The organism is Rhodoferax sp. (assembly GCF_018780565.1).
GTDB lineage: Bacteria > Pseudomonadota > Gammaproteobacteria > Burkholderiales > Burkholderiaceae_C > Rhodoferax.
Genome location: NZ_JADMJN010000006.1, coordinates 31807 through 45772, shown reverse-complemented (window position 1 = coordinate 45772; position 13966 = coordinate 31807). Strand labels below are relative to the sequence as shown.

General features: G+C 63.8%; 13 protein-coding genes. 1 reads left to right on the top strand and 12 read right to left on the bottom strand.

Translation table 11 applies throughout. The features are described 5' to 3' along the window. Window positions 1–20 precede the first annotated feature (20 nt). From IV109_RS10640 to IV109_RS10610, 7 genes are all read right to left on the bottom strand, one after another. A complete protein-coding gene (locus IV109_RS10640; protein ID WP_296696076.1) occupies window positions 21–443 on the bottom strand; it encodes a MaoC family dehydratase in 423 nt (140 codons plus the stop codon). Window positions 444–445: 2 nt separating this feature from the next. After that, complete coding sequence (locus IV109_RS10635; protein ID WP_296695917.1) at window positions 446–898, bottom strand: MaoC family dehydratase N-terminal domain-containing protein; 453 nt, start codon at window positions 896–898, stop codon at window positions 446–448. Between the two features lie 12 nt (window positions 899–910). Further along, the gene (locus tag IV109_RS10630) at window positions 911–2095 is read right to left on the bottom strand and encodes a lipid-transfer protein (protein WP_296696072.1); all 1185 of its coding nucleotides are present in this window, start codon (window positions 2093–2095) and stop codon (window positions 911–913) included. A gap of 106 nt (window positions 2096–2201) precedes the next feature. Next, the gene (locus IV109_RS10625; protein ID WP_296695915.1) at window positions 2202–3245 is read right to left on the bottom strand and encodes an AraC family transcriptional regulator; all 1044 of its coding nucleotides are present in this window, start codon (window positions 3243–3245) and stop codon (window positions 2202–2204) included. Window positions 3246–3273: 28 nt separating this feature from the next. Further along, entirely contained in the window at window positions 3274–4473 is a 1200-nt protein-coding gene (locus IV109_RS10620; protein WP_296696070.1) for a CaiB/BaiF CoA-transferase family protein, read from the bottom strand. A 123-nt stretch (window positions 4474–4596) separates the two neighbouring features. Then, entirely contained in the window at window positions 4597–5418 is an 822-nt protein-coding gene (locus tag IV109_RS10615; RefSeq protein WP_296695912.1) for a M48 family metallopeptidase, read from the bottom strand. Window positions 5419–5420: 2 nt separating this feature from the next. After that, window positions 5421–5879, bottom strand: a complete 459-nt coding sequence (locus IV109_RS10610; protein WP_296695909.1) for a glycine zipper 2TM domain-containing protein — start codon at window positions 5877–5879, stop codon at window positions 5421–5423. 176 nt (window positions 5880–6055) lie between these two features. Here IV109_RS10610 and mutS point away from each other — a divergent pair, with 176 nt between their 5' ends. Then, window positions 6056–8674 (top strand): DNA mismatch repair protein MutS, encoded by a 2619-nt coding sequence (mutS, locus tag IV109_RS10605; protein WP_296695907.1) that lies wholly within the window; start codon window positions 6056–6058, stop codon window positions 8672–8674. Window positions 8675–8742: 68 nt separating this feature from the next. Here mutS and IV109_RS10600 read toward each other — a convergent pair whose 3' ends face one another. Genes IV109_RS10600 through IV109_RS10580 form a run of 5 tightly spaced genes read right to left on the bottom strand, consistent with a single transcriptional unit; the run spans window position 8743 to window position 13958 of the window. Then, on the bottom strand, window positions 8743–9537 hold the full coding sequence (locus tag IV109_RS10600) for a crotonase/enoyl-CoA hydratase family protein (protein ID WP_296695902.1): 795 nt from the start codon (window positions 9535–9537) through the stop codon (window positions 8743–8745). Between the two features lie 22 nt (window positions 9538–9559). Further along, window positions 9560–10555, bottom strand: coding sequence for an acyl-CoA dehydrogenase (locus tag IV109_RS10595; RefSeq protein WP_296695899.1), 996 nt, complete (start codon window positions 10553–10555; stop codon window positions 9560–9562). 9 nt (window positions 10556–10564) lie between these two features. Further along, window positions 10565–11722: an acyl-CoA dehydrogenase family protein gene (locus IV109_RS10590; RefSeq protein ID WP_296695898.1), complete on the bottom strand. Its 1158-nt coding sequence runs from the start codon at window positions 11720–11722 to the stop codon at window positions 10565–10567. Continuing rightward, window positions 11719–12975, bottom strand: a complete 1257-nt coding sequence (locus tag IV109_RS10585; RefSeq protein WP_296695895.1) for a CaiB/BaiF CoA-transferase family protein — start codon at window positions 12973–12975, stop codon at window positions 11719–11721. Before IV109_RS10585 ends, IV109_RS10590 begins: the two co-directional genes overlap by 4 nt. Continuing rightward, entirely contained in the window at window positions 12972–13958 is a 987-nt protein-coding gene (locus IV109_RS10580) for a tripartite tricarboxylate transporter substrate binding protein (protein ID WP_296695892.1), read from the bottom strand. Before IV109_RS10580 ends, IV109_RS10585 begins: the two co-directional genes overlap by 4 nt. Between the last annotated feature and the right edge of the window lie 8 nt (window positions 13959–13966).

Sequence of the window (13966 nt, the reverse complement as noted above, 5' to 3'; positions counted from 1 at the left end):
TGTCAATCCTGTTCAAAGAGTTATTCCAGCGCAATCAGGGCTTCGCCCGCCAGCTTCACCACGCCATCCTGGTTGGCCGTCGACAAGGCCACACGGACACAGCGCTCGCCATGTCGCTCCAGCTTTTCCACGACCTTGCCCGCACAGGTGATGCGCTCACCCACCTGGGTGATGGCGGCAAAGCGCACGCTGTAGTCCCGCAGTGCGGTCTGTGGAGCCCAGTTGGTCAGCACGCGGCCCAGCCAGGCCATGGACAACATGCCGTGCGCAAACACATCGGGCAGCCCTGCGGCTTTGGCGAAATCGATGTCAACGTGCACCGGGTTGTGATCGCCCGAGGCGCCGCAGTACAACGCCAGCGCCAGCCGCGAAATGGGGGGCGTCTCAAACGAGGGCAAGCTATCGCCCACCTGAATGCTGTCAAATTTCAGTGTCGTAGCCATGGTCATGCTGCCCTCACGTTACGGATGACGGTCACACAGCGCAACTCCGCCACCAGCTCTTCCCGCTGGTTGACCACGCTGGTCTTGCGCTCGACGAATTCCAGCGCACCACCCTTTTTCTCGTAAATGTCATTGATGCGCTGTGTGAAGGTCAGCGTATCGCCCGCGTAGGCCATCGCATGGTGGGTGAAGCCCTGCTCGCCATGCAAAAGAGTGCGAAAGTCCATGCCCAGCAAATTGCGAATGGCCGCGGGGTCGGGTGACTCCATCTCCAGACAAAACAAAAAAGTGGGCGGCACCGGCAGCCCCGGATGGCCAGCCGCCCGTGCGGCAGCCTCATCGCTGTAAATCGGGTCGGTCTGTCCGATGGCCTTGGCGAAGAAGCGCAGGCGACCTGCCTCCACGGTGGTGCTGAACTCCGGCATCGTGTGGCCGATGAAACGCTTGTCAATCATGGGGTGGGCTCCTCAAACTGCCTGGTACAGGGTCACCACGCAAGCGCCCCCCAGACCCAGGTTGTGCTGCAGCGCCAGCCGTGCGCCTTCTACCTGGCGCTGCTCGGCCTGCCCCCGCAATTGCCACACCAATTCGGCGCACTGCGCCAAGCCGGTGGCGCCCAGGGGATGCCCCTTGGAAAGCAGGCCGCCCGATGGATTGGTCACAATGCGCCCGCCATAGGTGTTGTCGCCCTCCACAATGAACTTTTCAGCGGTGCCGGGCGGTGTCAGACCCAGGGCTTCGTAGGTGATCAGTTCGTTGGCGGTGAAGCAGTCGTGCATCTCCACCACATCCAGATCCTGCGGGCCAATGGCAGCAGCCTCGTAGACCTGCGCAGCAGCGGCAGCACTCATGTCGTAGCCCACCACCTTGCGCATGTCTGCAGTATCGAAAGTGCTGGCGGTATCGGTGGTCATGGCCTGGGCCGCTATGACCACGCGCATGTCAAGCTTGTGCTTGCGCGCAAAGTCGGCTGAACACACGATGGCGGCAGCCGCGCCGCAGGTGGGCGGGCAGCACTGGTAACGGGTCAAGGGATCAAACACCGTGGGCGATGCCATGACCTCGTCCAGGGTAAGTGTCTGGCGAAACACCGCCAGGGGATTGCGTGCCGCGTGCTGACGGGCCTTGACCGAGATACGGCCAAACGTGTCGGGCCGGATGCCGTATTCCTTCATGTAGTCGCGACCTGCGCCCCCAAAAAACTGGGCCGCCCGGGGCGTATCCGGCAAGTAGCCCTGGTGCGCGGCCATCACCTCGGCAAAGCGCGCCATCGGCGACGGACGGTCATCGTAGGCGCCTTTCAGCGCCCCTGGCACCATCTGGTCAAAGCCCAGCGCGATCGCGCACTCGACCATGCCGCTCTCCACCGCCTGGCGCGCCAGGAACAGGGCGCTGGACCCGGTGGAGCAGTTGTTGTTGAGATTGAACACCGGGATGCCGGTCAGACCCACCCCGTAAATCGCGGCCTGTCCAGCGGTGGAGTCGCCGTAGACGTAACCGACGTAGGCCTGCTGGACATCCGCATAGTTGACGCCCGCGTCGTCAAGCGCCAGCTTGGCCGCGCGGGCCCCCATGACCGTGTAGGGGTCGCTGGCACCCGGTTTGGTGAAGGGAATCATGCCGACACCGACGACGTGTACAGCTCTTTGCATCTTGCTCATAAGGGGTCCTGAATGTTGTAGTGCACAGGACCAAAGTTTGGACGCAATGACGACCCGGATCAATCACCAGCAACGCCAAAATGATTGGCGAAAAGTATCAGCCAGCGCGTGGCGCGCCGTCGGCCCCAAGCTGCGTCTGCCGGTAAGCACCGGGCGAAAGGCCGGTCCAGCCTTTGAAGGCACGGTGAAAGGTGCTGGCCTCAGAAAAACCGAGCCGGTTGGCAATATCCAGCAAGGTCAGTTCCGGCTGGCCAAGGTACTCAATGGCCACGTCGCGGCGCAAGTCGTCCTTGATCGACTGGTAGCCCTGCCCTTCGTCGCGCAAACGCCGTCGCAGGGTTTGCGGCGTCATCGCCAGCGACTGGCCCACCGCCTCCAGGGAGGGCAAATCACCCGCCAGCGTGCGCCGCAGCAAGCGGCGGATACGCTCGGTCAGGCTGGTCTGGTCCCGGTACTTGACCAGCAGGTTGGCCGGCGCATGCTGCAAGAACTCAGCCAGGCTCTGCGTGTTTTGCACCACCGGCAAATCCAGCCAGCGCGCCTCAAACCTGAACCCGATCCAGTCCGGCTCGTAACGCACGGGCGCCTGGAACAGGCGACCCGCTTCCGTGGCATACAGCACATCGGCCTCGGGGTAGATCACATCCAGCAAGGGAACACGCCGCGCCACCAGCCACGATGCCAGGCCATAGGTAAAAAAGCAGAACGAGCGCTCGGCATAGGCCAGCATGGGATCGCGCTTGCCCTTTGACACCAGCCTTACCGACACCACCCCCTGGTCTACCGCCATACGGGGTATGAAATCATCCAGCATCAGGTGATAGAACCGAAACCCCGTGCGCAGCGCCTCGCCCAAGGTCTGGCAGTGCACCAGCAGGCGGGTGGACTGAACAAAGCTGCCCAGCTTGAGCGGGCGGCCGCACAAGCCCCACAGCTCATCGCGCGTCACGCGGCGCAATGCCAGGATCAAGGTCGCATACTGGGCTTGCGTCACCCGCGACAGCGGCGCGTCAAGCAGGGCCGGCGAAATGCCCGCCCGGTGCAGGATGGCATTGATATCCATGCCGCGCTGGCGCGCCCCCTGCAGGATCAGGATCACCTGCGCAATGGCAATCGTGTGGTGGGTAATCGGCGCCGACATCAGGCCAGTTTAATGGGTTGCGCCCCGCTCAGGCCACGGCCCCTTGCCCGAGCAAGACCTGCGCTTCGTCGGCGGTATAGCCAGCCTGGCGCAGGATATCGCCGGTGTGCTGCCCCGGTCCGGGAGCCGGATGCCGCACCGCAAACTGGAATCCTGTCATCTGGACCGGACAGGCCCATTGCACAAAAGGCTGTCCAGTCGCCGTGGTGCCGGGCAGCACCATGTTGCGCGCCAGAAAGTGCTCATGGGCCACGGTCTCTTCCAGCTTGAGCACTGGCGTCACGCAGCAATCCGAACCCCGCAATTTTTCAGTCCAATACGCCAGCGGCTGCGCACCGATCAAGGCCTCCAGCTCGCCACGCACCCAGTCGGCCCGGGACTGATCCGGGGGCTGATGGTGTGGCTTCAGGTCCGCGCGGTCGATCAGGTCACAGAATGTGTCCCAGAACTTTTTCTCCAGCGCACCCACGGCCACGAAACGCACATCCAGCGTCTTGTACATCCCGTAGCAGGGCAGGCCACCGGTGAGCTTGTCGCCACCGGCAGGTAGGGTCTGGCCATGCGCATTGAGTGCGGCCAGAGGGATCACGGCATGCGCGAGCAGGCCGTCGGCAATGGCCACATCCACATGGCGCCCGGCACCGGTTCGCGCAGCGTCAAAGAGCGCCGCCAAAATACCCATGACGGCGGTCATGGTTCCGCCCAGCAAATCGGCCACCGGCACGTTGGACAAAGCCAGCGCATGCGCGTCACTACCCATCTGGTCGGCTGTGCCAGCATAAGCGCTGTAATTGATGTCATGCCCCGCTGCGTCGCGGTAAGGCCCGGTCTGGCCATAACCACTCAGGCTGCAATAAACGATGCGCGGATTGACACGCGCCACAGCGGCATAGCCCACACCCAGGCGCTCCATCACCCCGGGGCGAAAGCCTTCCACCAGCACATCGGCCGTCTCGCACAGGCGCAACAGCACCGCCACGCCGCCGGGCTGCTTGAGGTCAATGCGAATCGCGCGCTTGTTGCGGTTCACCAGGGTGCGCACCGCCTGCGCGGCATAGTCCCCCGCCCCGGTGTCCTCCACCTTGATCACATCCGCGCCCAGGTCACCCAGGTGCAGGGTGCACATGGGTCCGGGCAGCAGCCGGGTCAGGTCCAGCACACGCACACCCTGCAGGGGTGCACCACTGGCAACAGGGTTCGGCGAAGGGGTGGACGTGGACTCGGTCATGCGCAGCTTTCGGATCATCCGCCCGAGTCTAGGCAGCGGGTCCCATGGCGACAATGGCCAAATTACTCATTCCAATTGACGGAATCTTCCACAGTGCCGGATTTCATCCAGCGACCGATGCATTCAGCCCCCACGACGCGCAGCCGTGTACAAGGGCATGACCGCAGGCAGCAGTGCCTCGATCTGCTGCACACGGCTTGAATCGGTGGGATGGGTGCTCAGGAACTCCGGCATGCCGCCCGTGCTGGTGGCTTTGCCCATCTTTTGCCACAGCCTGACCCCGGCGCGCGGGTCGTAGCCGGCGCGCGCCATCAGCTCCAGGCCGATTCGATCGGCTTCACTCTCGTCGGTGCGACTGAATCGGGTGGCGATCAGGGATTTGTAGGCGATTGCCGCAATGTCCGATGACACTTCGCCCAAACCCAGCATGGCGGCGCCCACATCAATGGCCGTCTGCGCCGCAATGGCCCGCGACACCTGCTCTCTCGAGTGCTCGCGAAGCGCGTGTGAAATTTCATGCCCCATGACAACGGCAATCTCATCGTCGCTCAGACTCAGGGTCTGGATCAGGCCCGAATAGAACATGATCTTGCCCCCAGGCAGGCAATAGGCATTAAGCTCCTTGCTGTTGATCACGTTCACCTCCCAATGCCAGCCCGGCGCATCGCTGCGAAAAACCCGGGTCTGCGGCGCCAGGCGGGCGGCTATGGCGCGAACCCGCTGGAGCATGGCGTTGTCGGTGTTGAGCGCGCCCTGGGCGGCGGCATCGGTTTTCAACTTGCTGTAGCTTTGCACCGCCATCTCGTCGAGTTGTTCTGACGAAACCAGCAGCAATTGCTTGCGCTCTGCACCCACGGCCCCTGCCGAAGTGGTGGTCTGACAACCCTGCATACCCACTGCGAACAGGCACAGCAGAATGGCCGCGGCGATCCGTCGGGCGATCATGGCTAGCGGGGCAGCACCCGTGCGCTGTCGCCACTGCCATCAATCCGGACATTCATGCCGCTTTTAAGACGCCCATCAATCGGCTGCACGATGGTCAACTGGCCGCCGGTTTTCATCTGCACCACCACGCGTTGGGCATCTTTCTTCTTCAGCTTGCTCTCAGCATAGGTCCCGGCTGCAGCGCCCACAGCGGCACCGGCAACGGTGGAGCCTGATCCACTGCCGATCTGCGACCCCAGGATTCCACCGGCTACCGCTCCCATGGCCGTGCCAACGCCCAGCTTGAAATCCTCGTCCACCTTGATGACCTCAAGGGTCGTGACAGTGCCCTCACGGTCCGTCTGGCCTGCCAGGGCGCCAGAAGTGTCTCCGTATTTGCTCCCGCCCAGGGATTGCAGCTCGGCACAGCCCAATGACAAAGCAGCCGTCAAGAGCAACAAGATTGAAGTCTTTGGATTCATGTGGTACCTCCATGCGGGATCTGAAGAATCCAGAATAAGCACAGCCGCAAGTCACCCCTTGACAATAATCAGCAATCGTCAAGGAGACCGCCAGGCCATTCCCGTGCCCCGCGTCTCGCCTGATGGGGAGGTGCGAACAGGGGGGCGTTGCAGGCGAAGTTGATAAACTTCCCCCAATGATCGACGCAGACAAGCAACACACCCCGATGATGGCCCAGTACCTGGGCCTCAAAGCGGACCACCCCGACACCCTGTTGCTCTACCGCATGGGCGACTTTTACGAGCTGTTTTTTGCCGACGCTGAAAAAGCCGCCCGCCTGCTCAACATCACCCTAACCCAGCGCGGCCAGTCGGCCGGGCAGCCGGTGGTGATGGCCGGTGTGCCCTTTCACTCCATCGAGACTTACCTGGCCCGGCTCATCAAGCTGGGCGAATCGGTGACCATTTGCGAGCAGGTGGGAGAAGTCACCGGCAAAGGCCCGGTCGAGCGCAAGGTGGTGCGTGTGGTCACCCCCGGCACGCTGACCGACCTGGAGCTGCTGAACGACAAAACCGAATCGCTACTGCTCTCGGTGCACCAGGGCCCGCGCAACAGCTGCGGCCTGGCCTGGCTGAGCCTGACGCAGGGCGAGGTACACCTGGCCGAGTGCGCGCCCGATGAGGTGGCCGAGTGGGTGGCGCGCATTGGCCCGGGCGAGCTGATTTTCAGCGCGGGGGCCACGCCCGCGTTTGAGGCACGGTTGCGCCACATGCCAACCCCCGGGGCCATGTCCATCACCGTGCGTCCCGACTGGCAGTTCGACGCCGCACTGGGCGAACGCACCCTGCTGGCACAGCTCAATGCCGCCAGCCTGACCCCCTGGCAAGCGCAAGCCCTGCCCCAGGCCCACGCAGCGGCTGCCGCCCTGCTGGGCTATGCCGAGCACACCCAGGGCCGGGCATTGACCCACGTGCACAGCGTGCGCGTGCAGCGCAACGACGACCTCATCGACCTGCCGCAAACCACCCGACGCAACCTGGAGCTGACCCAAACCCTGCGCGGCGAAGACTCACCCACCCTGTTCTCTTTGCTGGACACCTGCATGACCGGCATGGGCAGCCGCCTGCTCAAAAGCTGGCTGCTGTCGCCCCGGCGCGACCGCACGGAGGCCCAGCAGCGCCTGGGTGCGATTGCCGCGCTGCAAAGCGGTGGCCTACCAGGCTCGCACGGCGGGCCATGGGCGAAACTGCGCGAGCAGCTCAAGGGCAGTACCGATGTGGAACGCATCACCGCCCGCATTGCATTGCGCCAGGTGCGCCCCCGCGAACTCGTCGCCCTGCAGCAGACGCTACAAAAAACAGAGCTTCTTGCGCCCGTTCTGCATGGGCTAGAGGCCTATTTGACCCAAATATCCGGCAACCTGCAGCCGCCCCCCGGTTGCGCCACGCTGCTGGCCCGCGCCATCGATACCGAGCCCGCGGTGCTGGTGCGCGACGGCGGCGTGATTGCCACCGGCTTCGATGCCGAGCTGGACGAGCTGCGCGCCATCCAGACCAACTGCGACAGCTTTCTGCTGGACCTGGAGGTGCGCGAAAAAGCCCGCACCGGCATTGCCAACCTGCGCGTGCAGTTCAACAAGGTGCATGGCTTCTTCATCGAGGTCACGCAAGGGCAGATCGACAAGGTGCCCGACGACTACCGCCGCCGCCAGACCCTGAAAAACGCCGAGCGCTTCATCACCCCCGAGCTCAAGGCTTTTGAAGACAAGGCCCTGAGTGCGCAGGAACGCGCCCTGGCCCGGGAAAAATGGCTGTTTGATCAGGTGCTGGACCAACTGCAAGTGTTTGTGCCCGCCCTCACCCAACTGGCGCGCGCCCTGGCCACGCTGGACGCCCTGTGCGCCCTGGCCGAGCGCGCCCTCACGCTGGACTGGTGCACCCCGCAGTTTGTCAAAGAGCCCTGCCTGGACATCACCCAGGGCCGCCACCCGGTGGTGCAGGCGCGTCTGGCTGAGCTGAGCAGTGGCGCCTTCATCGCCAACGACACGCGCCTGGGCCCGAAACAGCGCATGCAGATCATCACCGGCCCCAACATGGGCGGCAAGTCCACCTACATGCGCCAGATTGCCGTGATCGTGCTGCTGGCCAGCATGGGCAGCTATGTGCCCGCGCAGGCCTGTCGCCTCGGACCCATTGACGCCATCCACACCCGCATTGGCGCCGCCGATGATCTGGCCAACGCCCAGTCCACCTTCATGCTGGAAATGCTGGAGGGCGCGCAGATACTGCACGCCGCCACGCCCAATTCGCTGGTGCTGATGGACGAGATTGGCCGCGGCACCAGTACCTTTGACGGGCTGGCACTGGCCAGCGCCATAGCCACCCAGCTGCACGACAAAACCCAGGCCTACACCCTGTTCGCCACGCACTACTTTGAGCTGACCGAATTCCCCGCCAAGCACCATGCCGCCGTCAACGTGCACGTAAGCGCCGCCGAATCCGGGCGCGACATCGTGTTCTTACATGAGATACAGCCCGGCCCGGCCAACCGCAGCTACGGCATTCAGGTGGCGCGCCTGGCCGGCATGCCCGCTACCGTGGTGAACCAGGCGCGGCACACGCTGGAAGCACTGGAGGCGCAAGCGTCAGAGTCGCACGCCCAGGTAGACCTGTTTGCCGCGCCGCCTGCTGAGAAAAGCGCAGAGGCCAGCGCAGTAGAGGCCGCACTGCAGGCCATCGACCCCGACACGCTCAGCCCGCGTGATGCGCTGGATGCGCTGTACCAGCTGAAGAAACTGAGCGCGTCGAACCGGTAGCGGCCTGTCCCCTGAGCCGCTGAACCGCCTAGCCGCGAAGGTTGCGATGAAGCGCGAGGATGCTGTCGTTAATCTTCGAACCTGGGTGCCCGCTTCTCCACGAACGACATGACCGCCTCCTTGTGCGCCGCCGTCTTGTGCGCAATGGCCTGATAGCCGGCCGAGATTTCGAGCAGGGATTCCAGGCTGCTGCGTTCGCCTTCGCGCAGCAATCGCTTTGTCATTCGCAGCACCGCACCAGGGTTTGCAGTGATTTTGCGAGCCAAAGCGCGGGCCGATTCCATCAAAGCTTCGGGGGCCACGACGCGTGACACCAAGCCGCAGGCCAGGGCCTCCTGCGCGGTGAGCGCCTCGCCGGTGAAAGCCATCTCGGAGGCTTTTGACATGCCCACCGCGCGCGGAAGCAGCCAGGCGCCGCCATCACCAGGCACGATGCCGACCTTGACGAAGCTCTCTGCAAACGTGGCGTTTTCCGAAGCAATGCGTATGTCGCACATGCAGGTCAGGTCCAGCCCGGCCCCGATGGCCGGGCCGTTCACAGCGGCGATTACCGGCACATCAAGGTTGTAAAGCGCCCTGGGTAAGCGCTGGATGCCGTTGCGGTATTCCTCGCGGATTACGTCGGGCAACAGATCCTGGGTAAAAAAACGCTGCATGTCCTTCACATTGCCGCCGGAGCAGAACACAGGCCCCTCGCCGGTGACGATGACGCAGCGAATCGAGGTATCGAGCCGGATGGCCTCGCAGACCTGCACAAATTCTTCCACCGCCGTGTTACCGGTCAGGGCATTGCGGGTGGCAGGCTGGTTCATGGTCAGCGTCAGGATCGCGCCGTCACGGTCGGTTTTAAGAAAAGTCGTCAAAGCAATCTCCAAAAAAATTAATTCAGACCACCTCGGTGGCGATGCGGATCAGGTCCAGCGCCAGGCCAGGGTGATCCAGCGCTTCAGCACCCACCACGTCGTGCCAGTACGACTCTGAGCCGCCGGCCTGGCGCCATGCGTGAAGCCGGCGGGTAAAAAGCTGCAGGTCGAATTCAGCTGTGAAGCCAATGGCGCCGTGAATGGAATGACTCAGCGCCGCCACTTCGACCACGGCTTCGCTCGTACGGGCCTTGGCCACGGCTACGCGCAGGCGCTCCGGCTGGCTGGTGACCGAGCAGCAGCCGATCTGCGCCGCCATCCGGGCCGCGAACGTCTGCTCGGCCATCACGCTGAGCTGGTGCTGGATAGCCTGAAACTTCCCGATGGGACGGCCGAACTGGTTGCGGTCATTGGCATATTGCAAGGTGCGGTTGAACACCGACAGCAGCGCACCCGCCAGCTGGGCCGCATTGGCGCAGGCCAGCAGCAGTTGCACGTCTGGCGCTACAGACAGCGGCGCTACAGCGGTGACTTGCGCGGGCGTCCAGGTCAGCCCCGCGTCAAGGGCAAAGCTGGCCGGCGTCTGGACGGCCTGCGCTGCAGGCAGCAAGACGCCTTGCCCACCTATGGCCACGAGCACCCAGTCGGCAACACGTCCGCCCTGCACTGTGTCGCAGCACAAGCCGCCGGCGTCAGTTGAACGGCCGCGGGCAAGGGCCATACTACCCTTTGGAATAGGGACACCTGCCCTGGCAAGCGCGGCGCGCGCCAGCAGGGTCTCCGCCAGCGGCACCGGCACGGCATGGGCTCCGCACAGTTCCAGCACCGGGTAGACCTCGGTCAAACTCAGGCCTGCGCCACCCTGGGCTTCAGGCACCAAAGCGTCGGCAAAGCCCGCCGCCTCGAGGTCCTGCCATAGCGCTACGGGCGAACCGCCAGCCTCGATCTGACGAACCACCGCAGGAGTGCACCGGTCGGTCAGCAGTTGCCGCACGGCATCAGAAAAAAGATCGTCCATGTCCAGCTCCTAACGAAGACCCAGGCCGCGGGCGATCATGCCCCGCAGGATGTCGCGCGTACCGCCGCGCAATGAATACGAAGGTGCAACCTGCGTGACGTAGTTCAGCGTCTGCAGCAGCTCTGGCGGGATGCTTGCACCTTCGCGTGAAGACAGATCGTCGGCAATGGCCGCCGGAATCAGCTGCTCCACGCCGGTGCCCTGATCCTTGACCAGCGCAGCCTCGACGATGGGGCTTTCGCCCCGGGCAAGACGCTCCGTGACCGCCACCGACATTGCGCGCAGCGGCGTCAGTTGGCTGAGAATCCTGCCGGCCAGACGCACCGATTCAGGTGTGCGGCCCGCAGGCGTGCGGATGTACGCCAGCCACTCCTCAAAAAGAACGATGGAAGAAAACAGGCGCTCCGGACCGGCACGCTCGAAAGCCAGCTCGGCTGTCACCTGCTCCCAGCCGTGGCCTTCCTCACCAATCAAGGCATCGGCATGGAGTTGGACGTCGTCGAAAAATACTTCGCAAAAATGGCTATCCCCTGACAGGTCGGTGATGGGGCGCACCGTGACGCCCGGCAGCGACAGGTCCACAATCAGTTGCGAGAGACCCTTTTGCCGGTCCGACGATTCACCCGACGTGCGCACCAGCGCGATCATGTACTGGCAGGCGCCGGCGTTGGTGGTCCAGATCTTTTGACCCTTCAGTGTCCAGCCCTGCTCCGTCCGAACGGCCCTTGTCTTTACACTTGCCAGGTCCGATCCCGCATTGGGCTCGCTCATGCCGATGCAGAAGAACGATTCTCCGCGGCAGATGGGGGGCAGATAGAACTGCTTTTGCGCCTCGGTGCCGTACTTGAGGATCAATGGGCCGCTCTGGCGGTCGGCGATCCAGTGCGAGCCCACGGGCGCGCCGAAGTTGAGGAATTCCTCCACGAGCACGTAGCGCGCAAACGGGCTGCGCCCGCCACCACCATAGGCTTTGGGCAAGGTGATGCCCACCCAGCCGCGCCGGCCCAGTTCCCGACTGAAGGCCGTGTCATAACCGGCCCAGGAGCGCGCACGGACCACGGCGGGTAGGTCTTTCAAAGCGTCGGCCAGAAAAGCCCTGACCTCTGCCCGCAGCGCCTCATCCTCGGGTGGAATGCCCGTCAGGGCCAGGGAATCAAGTGTACTCATCCGAGCACTCCTTTCTGGGCTAATTCATCAATCGTGGCCTGGGAAAGCCCCAGTAAGCGCGACAGCACGGCCTGGGTATCCTGGCCGAGCCGGGGCGGTGCACTCCGGTATTGAACCGGCGTGCCTGACATCCGGATCGGACTGGCCACAAGCGGAATGTCACCTGCCACCGGATGCTGCATCTGGAACTGCATGCCGCGCGCCTGGACCTGCGGGTCGGCGAACACATCGGCGATGGTGTTGATGGGGCCACACGGCACACCCACCTGCTCCAGCAGGGCGATCCACTCGCCAGTGGTCCGCATGACCGTGGCCTGGCGCATCAGTGGGATCAGGGTGCCGCGATGCTGCACCCGAGCCTCGTTGGTCCTGAAGCGCTCGTCGTCGAACCATTCCGGCTTGCCAGTGACCGTGCAGAACTTCGCGAATTGCCCGTCATTGCCGATGGCCAGGATCATGTAGCCATCAGCGGTCGGGAAGTCCTGGTACGGCACGGTGTTGGGGTGGGCATTGCCCATGCGGTGAGGTGTCTGGCCGCTGTACAGGTAGTTCATGCCCTGATTGGCCAGGCAAGCGACGCCCACGTCCAGCAAAGCCAGGTCAATGTGCTGACCCTGCCCATTCACGTTGCGCGCCTCCAGTGCAGCCAGAATGGCGGTGCAGGCATACAGGCCAGTCAGAATATCGGTGAGCGCCACGCCCACTTTCGTTGGGCCTTCGCCCGGCTCCCCGTCGGGTCGCCCCGTGATGCTCATGAGCCCGCCCATGCCCTGAATCAGAAAGTCATAGCCAGCGCGCGGCGCATACGGCCCGGTCTGTCCGAAGCCGGTGATGGAGCAGTACACCAGTCGCGGGTTGATCTCCCTCAACGCCTCGTAGTCAAGGCCGTACTGCCTGAGGCTGCCGACCTTGAAGTTTTCGATCACCACATCGCAGGTTTTTGCCAGATCACGGATCAGCGCCTGCCCTGCGGGGAGAGTGAGGTCCACCGTGATCGATTGCTTGTTGCGGTTGGTGCAGAGGTAGTAGGCTGAATCGTTTGTCGGCTGGCCCTGATCGTCCTTGAGAAACGGCGGCCCCCACAGCCGCGTGTCGTCGCCAGTGCCCGGTCGCTCGACCTTGATGACTTCGGCACCCAGATCACCCAGCGTCTGCCCGGCCCAGGGACCAGCCAGCACGCGCGACAGGTCCAGCACACGGATGTGTGACAGGGCACCGCGCACAGGCGCTCCGGATTGCGCAGCCGCCGTCACTGCTGCTCGACTTTCGCCTTCGTTGCAATGCGCTTCCAGAGTCGGATTTCGGCATTCTGGAACGTACGCATTTCCTCGGGGCCGCCCCGCATGACTTCGGCGCCGAGGCGTTCGTAGAACTCGCGGGTTTCCGGCAGTGTTTCGATCTTCGACAGCAATGCGGCCAGCTTGTCAGCCTCCGCTTTGGGAGTCTTGACTGCGACCATGGCCGCAACCCAGGTGTAGGCTGTGAAGCCCGGCAGACCGGCCTCCGCGGCGGTAGGAACGTTTGGCAGGGCCGGAACGCGGCGCTCCGAGGCCACCGCCAGCGCGCGCAACTTGCCGCCCTTGACCAGCTCGTAGGCGCCCGTGATGTCGGCAAAAGCCATGGGCACGGTGCCGGACACCACGGCGGTGATGGCTTCGGAGGCCCCCTTGAATGGCACATGATGCGTTTGCACACCAGCCGTGTCATTGAACAGTTCAGCCATGAGCTGGTAGCCGGCAGAGCCGGCGCCGTAGTCCAGCTTGTCGGGCTGCGCCTTTGCGGCCGTGATCAAATCCTTCAAGGTCGCGTGCGGGCCGCTGGCCGGTGTGATAAGCAGCGCCGGGGCCCGCATCATCATGGTCAGCGGCGCCAAGTCGCTCACCGGGTCGTAGGGCAAGGTCTTGAACAACGCGACGTTGACCGCCAGCGTGGAATTGCTGCCCACAAACACGGTGTAGCCGTCAGCCGGGGCCGACAGCACCGCACGCACCGCGATGAAACCGTTGGCCCCAGGCTTGTTTTCCACGATCACCGATTGACCGGTCAGTTCGGCGAGCTTCTTGCCGAAGTAACGCGCCGAAGTGTCAGTGCCGCTACCCGGAGGAAAAGGCACGACGAATTTAATCGGCTTGGCAGGGAACTCTTGGGCCATCACCTGCCCTGCGGGAAGGATGGCCGCGCCAAGCGCCAGCAGGCAGGCAGCGCCTAGTACACGGAATGCATCGTTTTTTTTCATGATCAGGT

Excerpts from the sequence above, each read along its gene's own strand:
- IV109_RS10580 (WP_296695892.1), bottom strand. The coding sequence starts at position 13,958 with ATGAAAAAAAACGATGCATTCCGTGTACTAGGCGCTGCCTGCCTGCTG.
- IV109_RS10625 (WP_296695915.1), bottom strand. The coding sequence starts at position 3,245 with ATGTCGGCGCCGATTACCCACCACACGATTGCCATTGCGCAGGTGATC.
- IV109_RS10635 (WP_296695917.1), bottom strand. The coding sequence starts at position 898 with ATGATTGACAAGCGTTTCATCGGCCACACGATGCCGGAGTTCAGCACC.
- IV109_RS10640 (WP_296696076.1), bottom strand. The coding sequence starts at position 443 with ATGGCTACGACACTGAAATTTGACAGCATTCAGGTGGGCGATAGCTTG.
- IV109_RS10590 (WP_296695898.1), bottom strand. The coding sequence starts at position 11,722 with ATGAGTACACTTGATTCCCTGGCCCTGACGGGCATTCCACCCGAGGAT.
- IV109_RS10595 (WP_296695899.1), bottom strand. The coding sequence starts at position 10,555 with ATGGACGATCTTTTTTCTGATGCCGTGCGGCAACTGCTGACCGACCGG.
- IV109_RS10630 (WP_296696072.1), bottom strand. The coding sequence starts at position 2,095 with ATGCAAAGAGCTGTACACGTCGTCGGTGTCGGCATGATTCCCTTCACC.
- IV109_RS10615 (WP_296695912.1), bottom strand. The coding sequence starts at position 5,418 with ATGATCGCCCGACGGATCGCCGCGGCCATTCTGCTGTGCCTGTTCGCA.
- IV109_RS10620 (WP_296696070.1), bottom strand. The coding sequence starts at position 4,473 with ATGACCGAGTCCACGTCCACCCCTTCGCCGAACCCTGTTGCCAGTGGT.
- mutS (WP_296695907.1), top strand. The coding sequence starts at position 6,056 with ATGATCGACGCAGACAAGCAACACACCCCGATGATGGCCCAGTACCTG.
- IV109_RS10610 (WP_296695909.1), bottom strand. The coding sequence starts at position 5,879 with ATGAATCCAAAGACTTCAATCTTGTTGCTCTTGACGGCTGCTTTGTCA.